20 protein-coding genes, 1 tRNA gene and 1 pseudogene are annotated in these 22,762 nt (G+C 44.5%); 16 read left to right on the plus strand and 6 right to left on the minus strand.

What is annotated here, in order from left to right:
• Position 1 precedes the first annotated feature (1 nt).
• Positions 2-781: pseudogene (psdA, locus tag V6D44_RS08630) on the plus strand (lantibiotic ABC transporter ATP-binding protein PsdA).
• Positions 756-2,702 (plus strand): ABC transporter permease, encoded by a 1,947-nt coding sequence (locus tag V6D44_RS08635; protein WP_087993782.1) that lies wholly within the window; start codon positions 756-758, stop codon positions 2,700-2,702. Before psdA ends, V6D44_RS08635 begins: the two are co-directional and overlap by 26 nt.
• A 297-nt stretch (positions 2,703-2,999) precedes the next feature.
• Here V6D44_RS08635 and V6D44_RS08640 read toward each other — a convergent pair whose 3' ends face one another.
• Complete coding sequence (locus tag V6D44_RS08640) at positions 3,000-3,977, minus strand: 2-hydroxyacid dehydrogenase (RefSeq protein ID WP_087993783.1); 978 nt, start codon at positions 3,975-3,977, stop codon at positions 3,000-3,002.
• A gap of 392 nt (positions 3,978-4,369) precedes the next feature.
• Here V6D44_RS08640 and V6D44_RS08645 point away from each other — a divergent pair, with 392 nt between their 5' ends.
• Together V6D44_RS08645 and V6D44_RS08650 are read left to right on the plus strand one after the other, a co-directional pair.
• Positions 4,370-4,963: a beta-class carbonic anhydrase gene (locus V6D44_RS08645; protein WP_087993784.1), complete on the plus strand. Its 594-nt coding sequence runs from the start codon at positions 4,370-4,372 to the stop codon at positions 4,961-4,963.
• A gap of 18 nt (positions 4,964-4,981) precedes the next feature.
• A complete protein-coding gene (locus V6D44_RS08650) occupies positions 4,982-6,583 on the plus strand; it encodes a SulP family inorganic anion transporter (RefSeq protein ID WP_087993785.1) in 1,602 nt (533 codons plus the stop codon).
• 28 nt (positions 6,584-6,611) lie between these two features.
• On the opposite strand, the gene V6D44_RS08655 is transcribed toward V6D44_RS08650, so the two are convergent.
• Entirely contained in the window at positions 6,612-6,932 is a 321-nt protein-coding gene (locus tag V6D44_RS08655; RefSeq protein ID WP_087993786.1) for a MazG nucleotide pyrophosphohydrolase domain-containing protein, read from the minus strand.
• A 117-nt stretch (positions 6,933-7,049) separates the two neighbouring features.
• Between V6D44_RS08655 and V6D44_RS08660 the strand changes: the two genes are divergently transcribed.
• From V6D44_RS08660 to pgmB, 10 genes are all read left to right on the plus strand, one after another.
• The gene (locus V6D44_RS08660) at positions 7,050-7,625 is read left to right on the plus strand and encodes a TIGR00730 family Rossman fold protein (RefSeq protein ID WP_202327981.1); all 576 of its coding nucleotides are present in this window, start codon (positions 7,050-7,052) and stop codon (positions 7,623-7,625) included.
• 245 nt (positions 7,626-7,870) lie between these two features.
• On the plus strand, positions 7,871-8,821 hold the full coding sequence (locus tag V6D44_RS08665) for a LacI family DNA-binding transcriptional regulator (protein WP_087993788.1): 951 nt from the start codon (positions 7,871-7,873) through the stop codon (positions 8,819-8,821).
• A 112-nt stretch (positions 8,822-8,933) separates the two neighbouring features.
• Positions 8,934-10,703, plus strand: a complete 1,770-nt coding sequence (locus tag V6D44_RS08670; RefSeq protein ID WP_253268587.1) for a glycoside hydrolase family 13 protein — start codon at positions 8,934-8,936, stop codon at positions 10,701-10,703.
• Positions 10,704-10,796: 93 nt separating this feature from the next.
• Complete coding sequence (locus V6D44_RS08675; RefSeq protein ID WP_087993789.1) at positions 10,797-12,050, plus strand: extracellular solute-binding protein; 1,254 nt, start codon at positions 10,797-10,799, stop codon at positions 12,048-12,050.
• Between the two features lie 38 nt (positions 12,051-12,088).
• The gene (gene mdxF, locus V6D44_RS08680) at positions 12,089-13,396 is read left to right on the plus strand and encodes a maltodextrin ABC transporter permease MdxF (RefSeq protein ID WP_253268586.1); all 1,308 of its coding nucleotides are present in this window, start codon (positions 12,089-12,091) and stop codon (positions 13,394-13,396) included.
• Positions 13,397-14,233 (plus strand): maltodextrin ABC transporter permease MdxG, encoded by an 837-nt coding sequence (gene mdxG / locus V6D44_RS08685; RefSeq protein ID WP_087993791.1) that lies wholly within the window; start codon positions 13,397-13,399, stop codon positions 14,231-14,233.
• 4 nt (positions 14,234-14,237) lie between these two features.
• Positions 14,238-15,122: a DUF1189 domain-containing protein gene (locus tag V6D44_RS08690; RefSeq protein ID WP_253268585.1), complete on the plus strand. Its 885-nt coding sequence runs from the start codon at positions 14,238-14,240 to the stop codon at positions 15,120-15,122.
• Positions 15,100-17,373 (plus strand): glycoside hydrolase family 65 protein, encoded by a 2,274-nt coding sequence (locus V6D44_RS08695; protein ID WP_333516408.1) that lies wholly within the window; start codon positions 15,100-15,102, stop codon positions 17,371-17,373. The genes V6D44_RS08690 and V6D44_RS08695 overlap by 23 nt, the downstream gene beginning before the upstream one ends.
• On the plus strand, positions 17,366-19,051 hold the full coding sequence (locus V6D44_RS08700) for a glycoside hydrolase family 13 protein (RefSeq protein WP_333516409.1): 1,686 nt from the start codon (positions 17,366-17,368) through the stop codon (positions 19,049-19,051). Before V6D44_RS08695 ends, V6D44_RS08700 begins: the two co-directional genes overlap by 8 nt.
• A complete protein-coding gene (gene pgmB, locus V6D44_RS08705) occupies positions 19,048-19,728 on the plus strand; it encodes a beta-phosphoglucomutase (RefSeq protein WP_087993795.1) in 681 nt (226 codons plus the stop codon). Before V6D44_RS08700 ends, pgmB begins: the two co-directional genes overlap by 4 nt.
• Positions 19,729-19,779: 51 nt before the next feature.
• Here pgmB and clpP read toward each other — a convergent pair whose 3' ends face one another.
• Complete coding sequence (gene clpP, locus V6D44_RS08710; protein WP_003219849.1) at positions 19,780-20,376, minus strand: ATP-dependent Clp endopeptidase proteolytic subunit ClpP; 597 nt, start codon at positions 20,374-20,376, stop codon at positions 19,780-19,782.
• 270 nt (positions 20,377-20,646) lie between these two features.
• Between clpP and V6D44_RS08715 the strand changes: the two genes are divergently transcribed.
• Positions 20,647-20,722: transfer RNA gene (locus V6D44_RS08715), tRNA-Arg, on the plus strand.
• A gap of 154 nt (positions 20,723-20,876) precedes the next feature.
• The gene (locus V6D44_RS08720; RefSeq protein WP_087993529.1) at positions 20,877-21,392 is read left to right on the plus strand and encodes a DUF3231 family protein; all 516 of its coding nucleotides are present in this window, start codon (positions 20,877-20,879) and stop codon (positions 21,390-21,392) included.
• Between the two features lie 35 nt (positions 21,393-21,427).
• On the opposite strand, the gene V6D44_RS08725 is transcribed toward V6D44_RS08720, so the two are convergent.
• The 3 genes from V6D44_RS08725 to V6D44_RS08735 form a co-directional block, all read right to left on the minus strand.
• Positions 21,428-21,748, minus strand: a complete 321-nt coding sequence (locus tag V6D44_RS08725) for a DMT family transporter (RefSeq protein ID WP_087993528.1) — start codon at positions 21,746-21,748, stop codon at positions 21,428-21,430.
• Positions 21,748-22,083, minus strand: coding sequence for a DMT family transporter (locus V6D44_RS08730; protein ID WP_202327993.1), 336 nt, complete (start codon positions 22,081-22,083; stop codon positions 21,748-21,750). Before V6D44_RS08730 ends, V6D44_RS08725 begins: the two co-directional genes overlap by 1 nt.
• An 82-nt stretch (positions 22,084-22,165) precedes the next feature.
• Positions 22,166-22,750 (minus strand): TetR family transcriptional regulator, encoded by a 585-nt coding sequence (locus V6D44_RS08735; protein WP_202327994.1) that lies wholly within the window; start codon positions 22,748-22,750, stop codon positions 22,166-22,168.
• Positions 22,751-22,762: the final 12 nt, after the last annotated feature.

Below are 22,762 nucleotides of genomic sequence, written 5' to 3' on the forward strand. Positions count from 1 at the left end.
CATGAACGTGTTACAAACAACGAACCTGTCGAAAACGTACTATTCAAATAAAGGAACGATATCATATCAAGCGCTCAGCGACTTTGACCTCAGTGTGGCAAAAGGAGAATTTGTCGGCATTATGGGGCCGTCGGGAAGCGGAAAAACCACGCTTCTGAATTTGCTGGCCACCATTGATAAGCCGACCCAGGGTGAGTTGATGATTAACGGCATTCAGCCGAAAGCGTTAAAGGACCAGGAGCTGGCTCTGTTTCGCAGAAGAGAACTCGGCTTCGTCTTTCAGGATTTTAATCTGCTTGATACGCTGACGGTTCGGGAAAATATTCTGCTGCCGCTCGCACTGGATAAAGTAAAGCTGAGAGAAATGGAAGCCCGTCTGGATGAATTGGCCAATGCATTGCAAATCAAGCATATTCTCGATCACCGGACATACGAGGTGTCCGGCGGGCAGCAGCAGCGGGCCGCTTGCGCCAGAGCTATTATTCACAATCCGGCGCTCATTCTAGCTGATGAACCGACAGGAAATCTTGATTCAAAATAGGCAAAGCAAGTGATGAACACGCTGGCTCAGCTGAATGAAGAAAAGGAAGCGACGATATTATTGGTCACGCATGATGCGACAGCGGCGAGCTTCTGTAAACGGATTGTTTTTATTAAGGATGGCCGTTTCTTTTCAGAGATTCACAGAGGGACAAATCAACAGGTGTTTTATCAAAGTATATTGGATACCTTGAGTGTGTTGGGAGGCGATTTTCATGAATTTGAGAACCATCGCCCGTAAAAACATTCTTGGGAATCTGCAACGGTATGTCGCCTACTTTTTAAGTTGTGTGTTTGCCGTTTCCGTGTTTTTTGTCTTCACATCTTTCATTTTTCATCCGGATGTCAATGAAGACAATATATATGGCGGAAGCCTTGTCAAAACGTGCTTAAGCGCAGCCCTTGTCGTCATTATTGTGTTTTGTCTATTTTTTATCTCATATTCGAATTCGGCGTTTTTGCAGGCGAGAAAGAAAGAGTTTGGGCTGCTGACACTGTTCGGAACATCAAAGCAGCAGCTCCGCAAGATGATTTATTATGAGCAGTCTCTGATCTCTCTTGCGGCGATTGCGGCAGGTATTGGAGCAGGGCTGTTATTTTCAAAGCTGTTTTTTATGATCATGACATGGATGCTCAGCGTGAAGGTGCCGATTTCGTTTGTCATTGTGCCGAAAGCGTTTGAGCTGACGGCTGCGGGCTTTCTCATCCTGTTTCAGACGCTGCTCATTTTATCGCTGGGGCGGATTCGCAAGCTGGAAATCATTGAGTTGATGAAATCGGCTCAAAAGCCGAAAAGCTTGCCGGCCTATTCGAAATGGCTCACTGTGCTGTCATTGCTGTGCCTCGGCGGAGGTTATTATCTCGCTGCGACTGCAAATGTGATCGACATGGTGTTTCGGGTCTTTCCGATTCTGATTTTAGTGTTAATTGGCACGTATTTCTTTTTTACCCAAAGCAGTGTGGCGTTTTTCCGGATGCTGTACAGAAAAAAACACAGCTTCTATAAAGGCACCAATATCATTGTGCGTTCCAATATGATCTTCCGACTCAAGGATCACGCCAGCATGCTGTTTTTAACCTCTATCATTACAGCGGTTATACTCACAGCTACAGGTGTCATCTATATGTTTTATGCCGATTTGCAAAGGCAGGAGGAGCAAAGCATTCCTCAGTCTGTTGCATGGGTGGAAAAAGACGCTTCCCGTTTTCAGGTGATGGAGCCTGCGAGAGCGGAGAGCACACTGAGAAAAGCAGATGCTGAGATTAAGTATAAGGTGAATGCCACAGGGATTCCTGTCACTTTTCAATCAGACCTGCCGTATGGAAACAAGAAAACGGAAGCGGAAGCCTTGCTGATTTCAGAGAAAATCTATAATCAAGTCGCAAAGGAAAAAGGTTACCCTGTTATTCATTTACAAGAAAATGAAGCGTTTATCAATGTTCCTTTTCAGATGATGGTGAAAGATACATTTGGAGAAGGGGAAACAGCAGCATTTCATATGAAGTCAGAAAAAACACTTTCCTATGTCATGAAAAAGCAGCAAAACAAAGGGGTATTGATGTCAGTCGGAGGAGTCAGCCGTTTATTGGTCGTCAGCGAAAAAAGCTTTGACAGCCTGACACGGGATGTGCCGCTGAAGGAACAGATGAGAGTGGTAGGTTACGAGCTCGAGCATTGGCAGGAGACGGTGGATGTCTCTGAAAAACTTGAAAACATGGTGCCGAAAGAACATACATCTGATTTTCAAACACGTGCTCCAAGTTATCAGATTGTAAAGCAGGCCGTGGCATTAACGCTGTTTATAGGAATGTTTGTCAGCGTGTTGTTTTTTATCGTGCAAGGAAGCATGCTGTATTTGCGGATGTTTACGGAAATAGAGGATACGAGATTGCAGGTGTTAGCGTTAAAGAGGATAGGGATTACGGACAAAGAAATTCACTCCATCCTTGGAAAACAAATTGGATTTTTATTCTTCATCCCGTTTATCGCGGGTACCATTCATGCAGGCTTTGCGTATGCAGCGTTAAGCAATATGCTGCATTCCAACTTATTTCTGGAGGCTGTACTGGTCATCATCATTTATTTTGTGTTTCAGGCAGTATACTATCTTGTCACCCGCTACATCTATAAGCGTGCTGTTCTGCAGCATATCACATTTTAACATCAGTCTGTTTCAGACCGGATGTTTCAGCGTGTCGACAAACCCTCGCATTCGTTGTCAGGCCTGCGCGTCGGTGCTCACGACTTACGAAAGGAACGGCGGCTAAATGCTTAGGCGTCCTGCCTAAACGCCGCCGTCATCACATCCTATGAAAGTCTGCTCCGATGCTCGTCCTTCCTAGACTTCAAGGGTTTTCAATCACGCTGAAAAGATGACAAAGACCTAAAACGAAAACCGTTTTAGGTCTTTGTCAACAATCTGTAACACCCGGTCTGTATCAGACCGGCTGTTTTTTTATTATTGAAATTCTCTTGTGAGATTTTTCGGCGTTTGTCCTTGGATGGCTGCGATCATGTTTTCGGCAGCCTGTTTGCACATGTTGAAGCGCACTTTTGCTGTTGCTGAACCGATGTGCGGGAGCAGTGTCACGTTATCCAGCTGTAAGAGCGGGTTATCTTGTGTGACAGGTTCTTTTTCGTATACATCTAAGCCGGCTCCTCTGATCCAGCCTTCTTGCAGGGCGCGAATCAGCGCTTTTTCATCAACTGTCTTTCCCCGTGAAATATTGACGAAAATTGCTGAATCCTTCATCATCTTAAATTCGCGTTCCCCTATCATGTGATACGTTTCATCAGTCAGCGGCGTAATGAGCAGAATAAAGTCAGATTGTTTGAGCAATGTATCGAGCTCAGCGTACTCGACGCCGATGCTGTTTTCAGTTTCTTGTTTGCGATGGCGGTTATGATAAAGCACTTCCATATCGAAACCGAATTTGGCGCGTCTTGCGGCTTGTTCGCCAATTCTGCCCATGCCGATAATGCCTAACATTTGATGATGAACGTCAATGCCGAAAAGCGCTTCTTCTTCAACGGTTCCCCATTTTCCGGCTCTGACGAAACGGTCCAGTTCGGCAACACGTCTGGCGGAAGATAGAATGAGAGAAAAGGCCAGATCCGCGACGGTATCATCCAGTGTATAAGGCGTATGAGTGCCGGCGACTCCACTTTCTTTCATCGCTTCTATATCGAAGTTATCATAGCCGACGGATTGGTTGCTGACCACTTTGAGCTTTGGCGCATGTTCAAGCAGTTCACGATTGATGGACGGTCCGGACGTTCCTGTAGTTAAAAGCCCTTCCGCATCTTTTAATTTCTCAAATAGCACATCACTCGGAAGCGTATCTTCCTGCCATATTTCATAACGGCAATGTTCATCGATGAATGATTCAATCTCTTCAGGAATCGGTTTTGTGATGAATACAAATGGTTTCAACAAGGCTCCCCCTTTATGGCTGTTGTCTTTTTTATTATATCGGAAATAAATAGATGTTAAAAATATAGCTATGTTCATTTTGGTTTCTGGTTCTTTTGAACTTAAAATGGATATGAAAATCGGATGAACAGCTAAATTGGCTTAAATAAGTTTTTTAATTATCTGAATTCACCTATATTTTTTGTCAGACAAATCATCCATATCGAGTTGAAGCCAGATTATAGGGATCAATAAATATAAATTTTATTATCTTTGAAAGATATAAATGTTTCTGTTTTTATTCTACAGTTCAATTATAGTGTCTTTTTGTGAAAGCCTTTTCGAGGCGTATTCCTATGCTATAATTCCTTACTGTAAGCTGGGTAAGAAGGCTTGCGAAATCATATGGATGGGAGATGAATCAAATGGTTTCTTTAACATCAATTTTGGAACACAATCAGCGGTTTGTCAGAGAGAAGAAGTACGAACCGTACAAAACGACAAAATTTCCTTCAAAAAAGCTCGTCATTGTCACCTGTATGGATACAAGGCTCACCGAACTTCTTCCGCAAGCAATGGGGCTTAAAAACGGCGATGCTAAAATTGTTAAAAACGCGGGAGCCATCGTTTCCCACCCATTTGGAAGCGTGATGCGCAGCATACTGGTCGCGATTTATGAATTGCAGGCTGAAGAGGTGTGCATTGTCGGCCACCATGAATGCGGGATGTCGGGACTGAATGCGTCCTCGATTCTCGAGAAAGCAAAGGAACGCGGAGTGGAAGAAAGCTGCCTGAACTTGCTGGCTAGCGCCGGACTTGATTTGAAAACATGGCTGACTGGTTTTCACAGCGTAGAAGAAAGCGTTTCCCATAGTGTGAATTTGATCAAGCATCATCCGCTGCTGCCGAAAAAGGTGCCGGTTCACGGACTTGTCATTCACCCTGAAACAGGAAAACTTGATGTCGTCATTAACGGTTATGAAACTGAGCTCATAAACACTCAATCATAAGGGAGGTTATAGCAAAATATGCGATTCTCAGGGAGATTCAAGTCCTATAATTTACAGAAATTTCAGAAAGACTTGATTGCAGGTATCGTAGTAGGTGTCGTGGCAATTCCTTTAGGGATGGCGTTTGCCATTGCTTCGGGAGTTCAGCCTGAATACGGGCTGTACACTGTTGTTGTGGCGGGGATTTGTATTTCTTTGTTTGGGGGCTCCAAATATCAAATTGGCGGTCCGACAGGCGCCTTTGTCCCGATTCTATTTGGCATTGTGATGCAGTACGGCTTTGAGAACCTGTTGATTGCAGGGTTTATGGCAGGAGTCATGCTGGTGCTGTTCGGGCTGTTTAAGCTCGGAAAGATCATGAAATTCGTGCCGAAACCTGTTATCGTCGGTTTTACAGCCGGGATTGCCGTGCTGATCTTTACAGAGCAAATCGCTAATTTTCTTGGTTTAAGTAATATTGAGAAACATGAGAATTTTCATCACAACATGTTTGAAATTGCACAGAATCTCGGCACCTTCAATGTGTATGCCATTTTGACAGCGGTGATCGGGCTCGTCATTTTGCTTGTATCCGCCAAGGTGATGCCTAAAGTACCTGGCGCTTTATTGGCGCTTCTTATTTCGACATTGGTCGCGGTTGTCTTTTTCCCTGACCGTATGGCAACGATCGGGTCAACATATGGAGAAATTCCCCGCCATTTGCCTGAATTTCAGTTTCCTGAGCTTACATTCGATAAAATGGTCATGCTGTTTCCGGCAGCCCTTGTCATCGCGCTTCTTGGCGGCCTTGAGTCGATTTTGTCCGCGATGGTCGCTGATAATATGAAGGGCTCAAAGCATGACAGCAACAAGGAGCTTGTCGGCCAGGGAATTGCGAATATGGCTGCGCCGCTGTTCGGCGGAATCCCGGCAACAGGAGCGATCGCCAGAACGGCGACCAATATTAAAAACGGAGCGGTGTCTCCTGTTTCAGGCGTTGTTCACGGTGTAGTCGTTCTTCTTGTCCTGCTCGTATTCGCGCCTTATGCATCCCATGTGCCGCTTGCCAGTATGGCGCCGATCCTCATGGTTGTCGCATGGAATATGAGTGAGCGCAAGGAAGTCGCAAACATGCTGAGACTGAAAACCGCTGATTCCTTTATTTTGGCAGCAACCTTTGCGCTAACCGTTCTGTTTGACTTAATCGTCGGTGTGGGAATTGGCTTGCTGCTCGCATTTGTGTTCTTCATCAGAAGAATGAGTGAAGCAACCCGCATCCACAATCAGGAATCGCATCCTTTTTTGGCGAAGACAACAAAGAGAGAAGACCCATCTGTCAGCATGTATGCCATAGAAGGACCGTTGTTTTTCGGGTCAATTGATTCGCTTGAATCTTCACTGCTGGAGCATGTACAGAAAAAGCCAAAGACCCTTATTCTGCTCATGAATAAGGTGCACTACATGGACACGTCGGCCGAAGCTGTGCTTGGGAACATTATGAACCGAATTAAACGCCACAACGGAAAGCTGATGATTGTAGGACTGCAATCGCAGCCGAAGGAACTGCTGCATAAAACAGGCCTATTTCACAAAATAGGGAAACAGCATTTCTTTGATCACCACGATGAAATCAGAGGTTAAAAAAAAAGCGGTCGTTGCGGCCGCTTTTTTATGCATGCTCAAATCGTTTTGTCAGTTTTTCTTGGTGTGCCTTCATCACCTCTTCTAAGGATACACCGTACATGTCAGCAAGAATGGCGATATTTCCGATGACATCTCCCATTTCCTCAATCAATTCTTGTTTTTGCTCAGCTCGTGATGATTCTTTCTCATCCGGCCGGTCTCTGCCGATTTCATATGCTCTGACAGCCCGTGCCAGCTCTCCTGCTTCCTCCATTAAAAAGCTCACCCGAATAAACGGTCCGTACTCTGTCCAGCCTCTTTTTTCGTAAAAATCTTTCATCCATTTCTCTGCATCAGTCAGCTGCAACATTATCACTCCTGCATTCTTTATGTATTTCATATTGATATTATCACATGAAGGTGGGACAATATATAGTGTGTTTTTTGAACATTTGATACGATATATAGATGCGGAGATGAAAAAATGAAAACAATATGTGTATTTGCGGGATCAAACCCGGGGGGAAATGAAGCGTATAAAACAAAAGCGGCAGAGCTAGGCGCATACATGGCTGAGCAGGGAATCGGCCTTGTCTATGGGGGCTCCCGCGTAGGTTTGATGGGCGCGATTGCCGACGCGATAATGGAAAACGGCGGAACTGCGATCGGGGTCATGCCGAGCGGTTTGTTCAGCGGGGAGGTCGTCCATCAAAACCTGACTGAGCTGATTGAAGTAAACGGCATGCATGAACGAAAAGCCAAAATGAGCGAGCTGGCGGACGGCTTTATCGCCATGCCGGGCGGCTTCGGTACATATGAAGAATTATTTGAAGTGCTTTGCTGGGCGCAGATCGGCATTCACCAAAAGTCGATCGGACTGTACAATGTGAATGGATATTTTGAACCGATGATGAAAATGATCAAATACAGCATTCAGGAAGGGTTTTCTAACGACTCGCACCTTAAACTGATCCACAGCTCTTCACGGCCGGATGAGTTAATTGAGCAAATGCAAAACTACTCGTATCCGATTTTAGAGAAAAAGTGGACGGAAATTTAAAAACCTTCAAGTGAGCCACCTGCCGTATTTGGTCTGAGTCTGGCCGTGCATCCACGGCCTTGATCCTCTATTCTATGGGAGTATTTCAGGTGGAAAATGAACTGAAAATCGAGTTTTTTCAACAAAGGAGGTTTCCTGAAGGAAATCTCCTTTTTTCTATTCTTTTTGCTGCTAGTCTATTCAGTTGTAAATAAAGGACTTTTTCACTAGTTTGGATAATATGCACAGGTAAGGAGGGGATGAAAATGGCAACATTGTCAGATGTGGCGAAAAAAGCAAATGTTTCGAAAATGACGGTATCACGAGTGATAAACCATCCTGAGACGGTGACAGATGAATTGAAAAAGCTTGTTCATTCTGCGATGAAAGAGCTGAATTACATCCCTAATTATGCGGCAAGAGCGCTCGTGCAAAACAGAACACAGGTTGTCAAACTGTTGATTCTTGAGGAAATGGATACGACAGAACCATATTACATGAACCTGCTGACCGGAATCAGCCGGGAGCTGGATCGCAATCATTATGCTCTGCAGCTTGTGACAAGAAACTCTCTCAATATTGGCCAATGCGACGGCATTATTGCCACCGGCTTGAGAAAGACTGATTTTGAAGGTGTGATCAAAGCTTTTGAGAAGCCGCTGGTCGTATTTGGACAAAATGAAATGGGCTATGACTTTATCGATGTAAATAACGAGAAAGGAACTTTTATGGCAACACGTCATGTGATGGGGCTGGGGGAGCGGGAAATTGTCTTTATTGGTATTGATTTAGATGAGCCTTTTGAACGTTCAAGAGAACAGGGATACATTCGGGCAATGAATGAAAGCTTTAGAAAAACGAAAATATTTCGGATCGACAACAGTTCTAAGAAAAGTGAATGCCTTGCAAGCGAAGTGCTGAAATCTCTGGATCATCAGGCCGCGTTTGTCTGCGCATCCGATCGGATCGCGCTCGGCGTCATTCGTGCCGTGCAGTCGCTTGGAAAACGAATACCGGAAGACGTCGCGGTGACCGGGAATGACGGTGTTTTTCTTGATCGCATCTCCTCGCCCCGGTTGACTACGGTCAGACAGCCTGTTGTTGAAATGGGGGAAGCCTGTGCGAGAATGTTACTGAAAAAAATGAATGAAGACGGTGCCGCTCAAGGAAATCTATTTTTTGAGCCGGAGTTGATTGTACGGGAATCAACACTGTAAGCGGATTATTCTGTTATCGGTAACAAGGTGAAAAGGATTGTTCCTGATATTTCATCATGATACTTTCAAGCTAAGAGCCGGCCTAATGAAAACGGAATTCAAAGGGGGAGACATGATGGAATATGCAGCGATTCATCATCAGCCGTTCAGTTCTGATGCTTATTCTTATGACGGGCGGACGGTGCATATCAAGATTCGGACAAAAAAAGGTGATGCAGATCACATTCGATTCATTTGGGGTGATCCTTATGAGTACAACGGCGGCAGGTGGTCGGCAAACGAGCAGCCGATGAGGAAAATTGCCGCAACAGACATGCATGATTATTGGTTTGCTGAAGTGGTGCCGCCATTTAGGCGTCTGCAATATGCGTTTGTTGTTTCAGACCGTCATGAAGACATCTTTTTCGGAAGTTCAGGTGTATGCCCTTATAACGAAAAAACGCTGGAGACGATCCATTATTATTTTAAATTTCCATTTGTTCACGAAGCTGATACATTCCAAGCGCCTCAGTGGGCCAAATCAACGGTTTGGTATCAAATTTTTCCCGAGCGTTTTGCGAATGGAAGAGAAGACTTGTCACCGGAGAATGCATTGCCGTGGGGAAGCAAGGATCCGGACGTCAATGATTTTTTTGGAGGAGATTTGCAGGGGATTATTGACAAGCTTGATTATTTAGAGGATTTAGGGGTGAACGGGATTTATTTAACGCCGATCTTTTCCGCGCCTTCTAATCACAAATACGACACGCTGGATTACTATTCTATTGATCCGCATTTTGGAGATCCGGAGCTTTTTCGCACATTGGTCAGCCAGCTTCATCAGCGGGGGATGAGAATGATGCTTGATGCTGTTTTTAACCATATAGGAAGCGCTTCTCCGCAGTGGCAGGATGTCGTGAAAAACGGAGCTCAATCACGCTATAAAGACTGGTTTCATATTCACTCCTTTCCTGTCAAAGAAGACAATTATGATAGGTTTGCGTTTACACCCGATATGCCGAAGCTAAATACGGCTAATCCCGAAGTACAGAGATACTTGCTAGATATTGCTTTGTACTGGATTCGCGAATTTGACATTGACGGCTGGCGTTTGGATGTGGCAAATGAAGTGGATCACGTTTTTTGGAAGACATTCAGGCAAGCTGTATCAGCGGAAAAGCCGGATGTTTATATTGTAGGAGAGATTTGGCATTCCGCCGAACCTTGGCTTAGAGGAGATGAATTTCACGCGGTGATGAACTATCCCTTTACAGAGCCTATGATTGAATATTTTGCTGATGGGACGATTCCAGCCTCGCGTATGGCCCACCGTGTAAATGCCCATTTGATGAATGGAATGAAGCAGGTCAATGAGGTGATGTTTAATGTACTGGATAGCCATGATACAAAACGCCTTTTGACCAGATGCCGCAATGACGAGAAAAAAGCACGCGCTTTGCTGGCCTTTATGTTTGCCCAGATAGGTTCACCATGCATCTATTACGGAACGGAAATCGGGCTGGACGGCGAAAATGATCCATTATGCCGGAAATGTATGGTTTGGGAAAAAGAGAAGCAGAACCAAGACATGCTGCGATTTATGAAACGGTTAATTGCTTTGCGCAAACAGGAAAACACTTTATTGACTGAGGGACATCTTGAGTGGAATCTGCTGGATGACCAAAACCATTTTATTCGTTTTTCGCGGACTCTTGAGGAAAAAACACTGATTTATTTCTTTAACCAGGGGGACGCGGCTCGACATGTCAGTTTGCGAGATTTGGATATTGAAAGGAATAAGAAAATCTACGATGTATGGACAGATCAGCCGCTTCATCATCACGATGTCATTGCCGTTCAGCCGGGAGAATTTTTTATTTTGGGTGCTGCCGTTCCTGTTTAAATTCTGTTATCGGTAACAAGTTAAAATATGTTGTAACCGCTTTCTGGAGAACCATACAATTGTTGTAGATTCATAAATAAAGGGGGAAAAGGGATGATACTTGTTAAAAAGGGGTTCGTCTTATTGGCGGCATCAGTCCTGACATTCGGCCTTGCCGCCTGCTCAAGTTCAAAAGATCCGGCAAGCTCTGACGGCAAAAAGGTACTGACTGTATCTGTTGAAGAAACCTATAAAGATTACATTGAAAGCATCAAAGCAACATTCGAAAAGGAGAATGATGTCACAATAAAAATGGTTGAAAAGCAAATGTTTGAGCAGTTGGAAGCGCTTCCTCTTGATGGCCCGGCGGGGAATGCACCTGATGTGATGCTCGCTGCCTACGACCGGATAGGCGGTTTGGGCCAGCAAGGACATTTGCTTGATATTAAGCCATCTCACACAAAAAGTTTTGGAGATAAAGAGATGCAGCAAGTAACGGTTGACGGCAAGGTGTATGGAATGCCGCTAGTGATTGAAACACTTGTTTTGTATTACAACAAAGATCTCTTACAAACAGCACCAAAAACATTTAAAGATCTTGAAACATTAACAGAGGATTCCCGGTTTGCGTTTGCTTCGGAAAAAGGGAGATCAACCGGATTTTTGGCAAAATGGACTGACTTTTATATGTCGTACGGTTTGTTGGCCGGTTACGGCGGATATGTATTTGGAAAAAACGGCACAGATTCCGGGGACATCGGCCTAAACAATAAAGGGGCTGTAGAAGCGGTGAAATATGCGGAGAAATGGTTTAAAACCTATTGGCCAAAAGGCATGCAGGACAATTCAAGCGCAGACGATTTTATTCAGCAGATGTTTTTAGATGGCAAAGCGGCTGCGATCATCGGCGGACCTTGGTCAGCTGCCAACTATAAAGAGGCTGAATTAAACTACGGAGCGGCTCCCATTCCGACATTGCCAAATGGAGAAGAATATGCCCCTTTTGCCGGCGGGAAGGGATGGGTTGCATCAAAATATACAAAAGAACCCGAACTGGCTGAAAAATGGCTTGAGTATGCTGCAAATGATGCCAATGCTTACGCTTTTTATGAGAATACAAACGAAGTTCCGGCCAACACAGCTGCGAGAAAGAAAGCGGATGAGCAAAAAAATGAGCTGGCGTCAGCTGTGATTAAACAATATGAAACAGCGACACCGACTCCGAATATTCCTGAAATGGCTGAGGTATGGACAGGAGCGGAAAGTTTGATTTTTGATGCGGCTTCAGGAAAAAAAGCGGCGCAAACGTCAGCGAATGATGCTGTAAACGTCATAAAGGAAAATATCAAAGAAAAATATGTGAAATAAACGGCGGGACAGCGTCCGGAAGAATAGAGGGCGAAAAAATGAATAAACACTACACACTTGCAAAGCAAAAACGAAAGGCAGGGCTTTTATCAATCATTCCAGGACTTGGGCAGATTGCGAATCAGCAGTTTTTAAAGGGGATCTTGTTTCTTGCCGTCACAGGCTTGTTTGCTTTTGAATTACACGTTTTCGGTATTCAGGCGCTCACCGGATTGATTACATTGGGAAGTGTTCCCGGTGTTGACCACTCACTGTTTATGCTGATTGAAGGCACGCTGCAATTGATCGTGACAGTGATTTTCCTCATGTTCTATATCTTTACTATTTATGATTCGCGTAAGATCGCCGCTATGAAAGCGGCGGGTTTGGAAGTCAATACAACGGCCAAGGATATGATCTGTCATGCGGGTGATAAAGGGTTTCCATATTTTTTTACACTGCCGGCGTATATCATGATGGTGTTTGTGATTATTTTTCCGGTTTTGGTGACTCTGTTTATTGCATGTACAAACTATGATTTTTATCATATCCCGCCTAACAGTCTGATTGACTGGGTCGGTTTTAAAAATTTCTTGAATATTTTTTTCCTCGGCTCCTATCGTGAAACATTTCTGAATGTACTTGGCTGGACGATCATCTGGACAATCTGTGCGACAACGCTGCAAATCATTTTGGGGATCGTGACGGCACTTTTCGTTAATCAGGATTTTATAAAAGGAAAGCGGATATTTCGAATGATTTTCTTATTGCCATGGGCTGTTCCGGCTTTTATTACAATCATGAGTTTTTCCAACATATTTAACGACAGCATAGGGGCGGTGAATGCACAGGTGATTCCTTTATTAAATTACCTGCCGTTTGTAGAGCTGCCTGCGATCGCGTGGAAGACTGATCCTTTCTGGACAAAGACAGCCCTCATTATGATTCAGACCTGGCTTGGCTTTCCCTATATTTATGTCATGGTAACGGGAGTGCTTCAGGCGATTCCAGGTGAACTGTATGAAGCGGCAAAGATTGACGGGTCCACTTTTATCCAGCGTTTTCAACATATTACATTGCCAATGATTTTATTTGCGACAGCACCCGTGATGATTACCCAGTATACGTTTAATTTTAATAATTTCTCGATTATCTACTTATTTAATGAGGGAGGACCGGGCAGCGCGGGAGCCGGGGCTGGGTCGACCGATATCTTAATTTCGTGGATTTATAAACTGACAACAGGCACATCACCGCAATATTCCGTTGCGGCGGCTGTTACACTGTTAATTTCTTTCATTGTCATTGGAATTTCCCTGATTGCTTTCAAAAAATCGAATGCTTTTGGCAATGAGGAGGTTATGTAAGTGAACGCGGGAACGGCCAGAATGCTGAATAGAATCTGTACTTATTTATTTTTGACGCTGTTAAGTATAGTCATTATATATCCATTGCTGATTACGGCATCATCCGCTTTCCGTGTGGGAAATGCGGCGGCTTTTCAGCTTGATTTTTCGGGTTCGTGGACTTTAGATCATTTTAGGCGGCTATTTGACGAGACGCTTTACCTTCATTGGTACAGTAATACACTTATCATCGCGTTATCGGTCATGGTCTTGCAGGTTACGATCGTGACGCTTGCCGGATATACGTACAGCCGCTATCGGTTTGCAGGCCGAAAAAAGAGCCTGGTCTTCTTTCTCATCATTCAAATGGTGCCGACGATGGCAGCGCTTACTGCTTTTTATGTCCTAGCGATGCTGATAGGCGCACTCGATCAGTACTGGTTTTTGACAGCGATCTATATCGGCGGCGGAATTCCGATGAACACGTGGCTGATGAAAGGTTATTTTGATACTGTGCCGAGAGAAATTGATGAAGCGGCGCGAATTGATGGAGCGGGACATCTGAGGATTTTCGCATCAATTGTTCTCCCGCTTGTTAAGCCGATGCTTGCAGTACAAGCGCTTTGGGCGTTCATGGCGCCGTTCGGCGACTATTTGCTGGCGAAGTTTTTGCTCCGCTCACCGGAAAGGCTGACCATCGCTGTAGGATTGCAGTCCTTTATTTCAAATCCGCAGCAGCAAAAAGTCGCCCTGTTTGCAGCCGGAGCTATACTGGCCGCATTGCCGATATGCGTCTTATTCTTTTTTCTCCAAAAGAACTTTGTGTCCGGGCTGACAGCCGGCGGAACAAAGGGGTAATTCGATGAAGAATCTACAAAAAGAAAGTTTTATGATCCGCTGTCTAAAAGCGGCTGCGTCTCCATCAGGTGTATGCCGTTACGGGAATACATTCAGCTGGCTGCAGCTCTGTTTTCTCTTTATGTTTTTAACGGCCTGCTTGATGGCGCCGATTACGGTTTCGTTTATGAAAATGGATCGCTTCAGTGTTACATCTTTCATGCCGTCAGCGATTCAAAAGCTTAATCATCAATTTGCTGATCAATTACAAGGTTATCAAATCAGAAACGGAAAACTGACGGGGGGGAAAAGCTCTGATCGAATTGAAGAGGGAGAGAGTTTGCTGGCGATTGATATGAAGCATCAATATCAGACAAGCGGTGAAAATGGGCGATTGAAAGTAACCGGATATGATAACGCCATCGTCTTTCAATCCGATCAACTGGTGATCACCGATCAAAACGGAACGGGGTTTTCTGTTGGCTATGCGAAAATGGACGCTGAATTTAAGAAACCGAACGTCCATGATATAGAGGCTTTGATCGATACATTGTGGCTGGCACAGTATAAGCCGATGATCATGATGCTGGCATACGCGGTGATTTTTGTGATTCAGCTATTTGTAACGGCTGTTCTTGCGGGGGGCCTCTGGATCACAAAAATATCAAACATGATCTCTATTGCGTCATACAAGGAAGCGGCATCTGCGGCGGTTTGCGCATCCGCACTGCCGGCATTTGCCGCAGCTGTTATCGGTATGGTTCATTTTAACTTGATCACTGTATTGATGATCCATTCGTGCGGCGTCACTTTGATGATCTCTTTTGCGTTTAGATATTTGACGAAAACCCGCCGTGATCATGGAAACTTACATTCGGGAGGAAATTATGACAAATCAGCGGTTATTTGAGATTGATGAATGGAAAGTCAAAACAAATACATTTCGAAAGGAACATACACGGCTGCAGGAGAGCCTGACTTCTCTTGCCAACGGCTATATGGGAGTCAGAGGGAATTTTGAAGAAGGCTATTCAGGCGACAGTCACCAAGGCACATATATTGCAGGCGTGTGGTTCCCTGACAAAACGCGAGTAGGCTGGTGGAAAAACGGGTATCCTGAATATTTCGGAAAAGTGATCAATGCGATGAACTTTATAGGCATAGGTTTATATATTGATGGTGAAAAAGTTGACCTTTACCAAAACCCAATCGAATCATTTGAGTTAGAACTTAATATGAAAGAGGGGATACTGCGGAGAAGCGCTGTTGTCCGTATTCAGGATAAAGCCGTTAGAATCAGAGCGGAGCGATTTATTAGCCTTGCACTAAAAGAGCTTTGCGCAATTCATTATGAAGCGGAGTGCCTGACAGAAGATGCTGTCATTACACTTGTTCCTTACTTGGACGGAAATGTCGCAAATGAAGATTCGAACTACCAAGAACAATTTTGGCAGGAAGAAGCGAAAGGGGCTGATTCCCACCGTGGCCATTTAGCGGCAAAAACGATCGAAAATCCATTTGAAACACCGCGCTTTACCGTTTCAGCCGCAATGGCAAACGTAACAGAGGGGTTTGTCAATGAAAGCTATAAAACAGCTGAAATGTATGTCGAGAACCGCTACAGTTATCAAACGAAGGCTTCTTTGAAAAAGTTTATTATTGTCACGACTTCCCGTGATTGTCGTGAGGCAGAGCTTTTAGCGAAAGCCAAGGAGCTTTTGGCGGGTGTACTTGAGAACGGATATGAAGAAGCAAAACGAAGGCACATTGAACAATGGAAGGAAAGGTGGGCAAAAGCGGACATAGAGATTAAAGGGGATGAGGAACTTCAGCAAGGAATCCGCTACAATATCTTTCAGTTATTCTCGACATATTACGGCGGCGATGCCCGTTTGAATATCGGGCCGAAAGGATTTACTGGCGAAAAATACGGAGGCGCCGCCTATTGGGATACGGAGGCGTACGCGGTTCCGATGTATTTGGCGACAGCCGAACCAGAGGTCACGAAAAACCTGCTTTTGTACCGCTATCATCATTTGGAGGCAGCGAAACGGAATGCCGCCAAACTGGGGATGAAAGGGGCACTTTACCCGATGGTGACCTTTACAGGCGATGAATGCCACAATGAATGGGAGATCACCTTTGAAGAAATTCACCGCAATGGCGCGATCTGCTATGCGATCTGCAATTACGTCCAATATACAGGTGACCATGACTATATAAAGGAATACGGGATAGACGTTCTTGTGGAAGTCAGCAGGTTTTGGGCAGACCGCGTTCACTTCTCGAAACGAAAAAACAAGTATATGATCCACGGCGTCACAGGGCCGAATGAATACGAAAACAATGTCAACAACAATTGGTATACAAATGTCATTGCGGCTTGGACGTTGGAATATACATTGGAAAATCTCGAAAGGGTTTCAGCGGAAAAACGCCGCCTGCTTGATGTGCAGGAAGAAGAACTGAACGTCTGGAGAAAAATCATCCAGCACATGTACTATCCGTATAGTGATGAACTGCAAATTTTCATTCAGCATGACACATTCTTGGACAAAGACCTGCGATCAGCGGATGAATTAGATCCAGCTGAGCGGCCTCTTTATCAGAATTGGTCCTGGGACAAGATTCTCCGCTCCAATTTTATTAAACAGGCAGATGTGCTTCAAGGCATTTATCTTTTTCATGACCGTTTTACAATGGAAGAAAAACGGCGAAACTTTGAATTTTATGAACCAATGACTGTTCATGAATCAAGCCTGTCGCCCTCTGTCCATGCCGTTCTCGCAGCCGAACTTAAGATGGAAAAGAAAGCGCTTGAATTATATAAGCGTACAGCAAGGCTTGATCTTGACAATTATAATCATGACACGGAGGAAGGTCTGCACATCACATCAATGACGGGAAGCTGGCTCGCGATCGTTCAGGGCTTTGCAGGCATGCGCATCGCGAATGAGGCGCTGTCATTTGCCCCGTTTTTGCCGAAAGAGTGGGACAGATATTCGTTCAAAATCAATTATCGAAACAGGTTAATCAATATTACGGTTGATGAACTGAGCGCCGTCTTTGAGCTTGTAAAAGGCGAGCCGCTGCACATGAAAGTGTATGAGGAACCAGTTGTCCTAAATGGACGATGTGAAAGGAGCACGCCTGATGAATGAATGGTGGAAAGAAGCTGTCGTTTATCAAATTTACCCGCGCAGTTTTTATGATGCCAATGGAGATGGATTTGGGGATTTGCAAGGTGTGATTCAAAAGCTGGATTACATCAAACATCTCGGGGCGGATGTGATCTGGCTCTCCCCGGTGTTTGATTCCCCGCAGGATGACAACGGCTATGATATCAGCGACTACAGAAACATGTACGAAAAATTTGGGACAAATGAAGATATGTTTCAGCTGATTGATGAAGTGCACCAACGCGGAATGAAAATCATCATGGATTTGGTTGTGAACCACACGTCGGATGAACATGCCTGGTTTGCTGAAAGCCGCAAGTCGAAGGACAATCCTTACCGGGATTATTATTTTTGGAAAGATCCGAAACCGGACGGCTCAGAGCCGAATAATTGGGGGTCGATCTTCTCAGGCCCGGCGTGGACAATTGATGAAGGGACAGGGCAGTATTATTTGCACTACTTTTCAAAAAAGCAGCCTGATTTAAATTGGGAAAATGAAGCGGTGCGCCGGGAAGTTTATGATGTGATGAGATTTTGGATGGATAAAGGCGTTGACGGCTGGCGGATGGATGTGATCGGCTCTATTTCCAAGTATACTGATTTTCCGAACTACGAAACAGATAACAGCCGCAGCTATATCGTCGGCCGTTATCATTCGAATGGCCCCCGCCTTCATGAATTTATTCAGGAGATGAACAAGGAAGTGCTTTCTCATTACGACTGCATGACGGTCGGAGAGGCAAACGGCTCTGATATTGAAGAGGCGAAGAAGTACACGGATGCAAGCAGGCAAGAGCTGAATATGATTTTCACATTTGAACATATGGATATTGATACAGAACAAAACTCGCCAAACGGAAAATGGCAGATCAAGCCGTTTGATTTGATTGCTTTAAAAAAGACGATGACAAGATGGCAGACCGGGTTAATGAATGTCGGCTGGAATACCCTATATTTTGAAAACCATGATCAGCCGAGGGTTACATCCCGCTGGGGCAATGACGGCAAGCTGCGAAAGCAGTGTGCAAAAGCATTTGCAACGGTTCTCCATGGCATGAAAGGAACGCCGTTTATTTATCAGGGAGAAGAAATCGGCATGGTCAACAGTGATATGCCGCTGGAGATGTATGATGATCTTGAAATAAAAAATGCGTATCGTGAACTAGTCGTCGAAAACAAAACGATGCCGGAAAAAGAATTTTTACAAGCCGTGATGAAAAAAGGAAGGGATCATGCCAGAACACCGATGCAATGGGATGGCGAAAAACATGCGGGATTCACAGCCGGAGACCCTTGGATAGCAGTAAATTCCCGCTATCAAGAGATAAATGTGAAGGAGTCCTTGGAAGACCAAGATTCGATTTTCTATTACTATCAGAAACTCATTCAATTACGAAAGCAATACAAGACCATCATATATGGAGATTATCAGCTGCTGAATGAGAATGATCCGCAAGTCTTTTCTTATCTCCGTGAATACCAAGGAGAAAAGCTTCTCGTCGTTGTGAATTTGTCGGAAGATAAGGCTCTGTTCGAAGCGCCTCCTGAACTGGCCCGTGAGCATTGGAAAGTGCTGATTTCCAACTATCCGGAGGAGCGGGCTGACTTAAAACGCATTTGCCTCGAACCTTATGAAGCTGTGATGGGCATTCGCATATGAAAGCGGCCATTTTTGATTTAGACGGTGTGATAACAGATACCGCTGAATATCATTATCTCGCTTGGAAGCATATCGCGGAACAAATCGATATTCCCTTTAACAGAAGTGTGAATGAAAGCCTAAAAGGAATCAGCAGAGCAGAGTCACTTGAAAGCATGCTTATCATTGGCGGTGCGCAAACAAAGTATACAAATGCGGAGAAACAAGCACTTATGGATCAAAAAAACCAATACTATCAAATGTTGATCAGCAAATTGACGCCGGAAGATCTTTTGCCGGGAATCGGCAGGTTTCTTTGTGAATTAAAAGGTGAAAATATAAAAATCGGGTTAGCGTCTTCAAGCCGTAATGCTCCTGCGATTTTAAAACGTTTGGAGATTATGGATGATTTTCATGCTATTGTTGACCCGACAGCTCTCGCGAAGGGAAAACCTGATCCCGAAATCTTTCTGACAGCCGCAGCGCTGCTCGGCGTTTCCCCTGCTGATTGTGCGGCAATAGAAGACGCTGAAGCAGGGATTTCCGCAATTAAATCTGCCGGGATGTTTGCGGTGGGAGTCGGTCATGAACAGTCAATGCTTGATGCCGATCTGATTGTGAGACAAACCAGTGATTTGACGCTTGAACTGTTGAACGAAGAATGGGTGCAGTATGGAATAAGAAAGATTAAAGAATGAATTCATAAATGAAAAAACCTGCAAGAGACATAGCTCTTGCAGGTTACAGTATTACTTTTGCTCTTCTGTGTTGCGAGTCAGAATTTTATCAATCAGGCCGTATTCAAGCGCTTCTTCAGCAGACTTGAAGTTATCGCGGTCTGTGTCGCGTTCGATTACTTCAAGCGGCTGGCCGGTACGTTCAGCAAGAACTTTGTTTAATTTGTCACGAAGCAAGAGAATGCGTTTCGCGGCAATTTCAATTTCTGTCGCCTGGCCTTGCGCACCGCCAAGCGGCTGGTGAATCATGACTTCACTGTTTGGAAGCGCATAGCGTTTGCCTTTTTCGCCGGCAGCAAGCAGGAACGCGCCCATTGATGCAGCCATACCGATACAAATGGTAGATACTTTCGGCTTAATAAACTGCATGGTATCATAGATCGCCATACCGGCTGTAATAGAGCCGCCCGGGCTGTTGATGTAAATAGAAATATCTTTTTCAGGGTCTTCCGCTTCTAAGAATAAAAGCTGTGACACGATGGAGTTCGCAACGTTGTCATCAATCGCAGATCCAAGCATGATGATACGATCCTTTAATAGACGAGAATAAATGTCATACGCTCTTTCCCCGCGGTTCGTTTGTTCAATGACTGTAGGTATTAAATTCATAATGCTCCTCCTTCACCTTTTAGGTAAGTATGTAGTTACATGATACATTTTTGGTCAATAAAGGTCAAACAAAAAGCTGGCTTGACACGCAAAGTCTTCTCTTTTTCCCATTTTCCCCAAATTTATATGGGTTCAAACCATCGTATGTCAGATTGCCAAATAAGATGATGTGTTAGATGTGAAAAACGGCCTCTTGAAATAGAGGGTTGTTATTTGAAGGGAATTATCGTATAATGAGTTGTGCTGACGTTCTCATCACGCAGTGAATATGCGCTCGTAGCTCAGTTGGATAGAGCGGTGGTTTCCGGTACCACGTCTGTCGGGGGTTCGAATCCCTCCGAGCGCGTCCAATAGAACAACAGGAAAGACAAGGGTTTGGCACTTTGCCGCTCTTGTCTTTTTTGTTTTATGTTAAAAATCTTTTCTCATCGGAACATAAATTTTCCTCCTGCCGGGCACTTTATGAAATGTGCGATATTGAATTTACAAGGAGGATGAAATTGGGTATTTTAAGCGGAAATCCGCAAGAGGAACCGATGCATTACGGTGAGGTTTTCAGCTTGTGGAGTTATGTAATGGCAGGCAATAAAATGGTCGGCAATTACCAGATGTTATTGCATCATGTCGGTGATGACGATTTGAAAAAGCTGCTTCATGAGGCCATTGAGAAGTGCCAGGATGAAATGAAACAAGTCAGCAGCATCCTGAAGGAAAACGGTGTGGCGCTCCCGCCGGCTTCTCCTGAACCGCCGGCAGCGGATCTTAAAGATATTCCGACGGGTGCGCGGTTTCTCGATCCGGATGTGGCGGTCTCTGCGGCAGCGCAAAATGCTGCAGGCCTTATGGCATGCAGCAAAATTATGGGTGAGTCAATTCGTGAGGATATTGCCATGATGTTTGGGCAATTCCATTTATCGAAAGCGGCAATGGGAGCAAAATACTTAAGGCTGCTAAAAAACAAAGGCTGGCTCATCCCGCCGCCGCTTCATCTTCACAACCATCAAGACGAAGCTTAATGGCAAGGGCATATACAGCTGTATGTGCCCTTATCTTATGATGAAGCCGTAAGACGCAGGCCGATGACGCCAGCGAGGATAAGGCAAAGAGAAATCACTTGTGAAAGCTGAAACCGCTCCTTAAACCAGACAAAGCCGACCGCCGAAACGCCAATGCTGCCAATGCCGGTCCAGACGGCATAAGCGACGCCGGCAGGCAGGATCAGCATCGCTTGTGAAAGGCAGTAAAAGGATAAGCCAAATCCAACAGTCATCACAATAATCGGCCATTTTTTTCTTGTTCCGTCAATATATTTCATGGCAACGGCAGCTATAATTTCTTCTATGCCGGCAATCACTAATAAAAACCATGCCATTACGAGTCACCTCCCGATTGCGTTTTGCTTTCTTTCGTGAATAGCTTCATTCCTAAAATGCCGGCCAGCAATAAAGCTAAAAAGAACATTTGGGCTGCTGAGAAGGATTCGCCCAAAACAATTCCGGTGATATATGTTCCGACGGTTCCGATTCCGACAAATACAGTGTACGCCGCGGCCATCGGGATTTTTTGGTAAGAGCGGATTAACAGGATAAAGCTGACCGCGATCAAAATAAAAATAATGATCCAATCCAAAAGCGAATCGGCATGTTTGAGGGAAGAGGCCCAAACAACTTCTAAAAGCCCTGCAATGAAAACAAGCACCCAATTCAAATGAAACACCTCTCTATTTTTATGAATGAACGTCAGTCATTTTTGAGGCGTTAAAAAATGAGCGGTTTTACCCAGTCATTTTTTACGCTGCAGCTAAGCTTCGTTTTAAGAAAGTAAAGATTTCTTTTTTATACACTTCAACATTTTCATCTTGTTCAAACCCGATATAGAATCGTTCTGCTGTGTTCTCGACCAAGTTAATAATCGTTCTGGCCGTCCATTTTGCTTTGATTTCTTCAGTTACCTCGCGGCTTTCAATCGCCTTATGAATGATTTTTTCGAGCCAGGAATAATAAGGCTGATAAATCGTCTCCCATTTTTCCATGGAGTGGTCGATCGCAAGCCCGGAGTAACAGAGGACGATAATATCCTTATGGCGTTCTGTAATGAGAAATGTCTCATCAATTAATATATCTAAAACGGTCCAAAAACCTTCGTCTCCATGCAGTCTTCCTTTGATTTGATCCAGCGTATGGGTAAGCAGATTTTCTGCGATTGCCGGAATCAGGGCGTTTTTAGATGAGAAGTACAAATAGAACGTTCCTTGTGCAGTGCCGGCCTTTTTGACAATATCAGAAATAGAGGCTTTGTCGAGACCTTTTTCAGATATAACGTCAATGGCAGCGTGCAGAATTTTTTCATATTTGCCCGAAGTTTGTTTTGGCATAAGGAATACCTC

The organism is Bacillus sp. 0209A (assembly GCF_036765095.1).
In the GTDB taxonomy this organism is placed as follows: domain Bacteria; phylum Bacillota; class Bacilli; order Bacillales; family Bacillaceae; genus Bacillus; species Bacillus subtilis_G.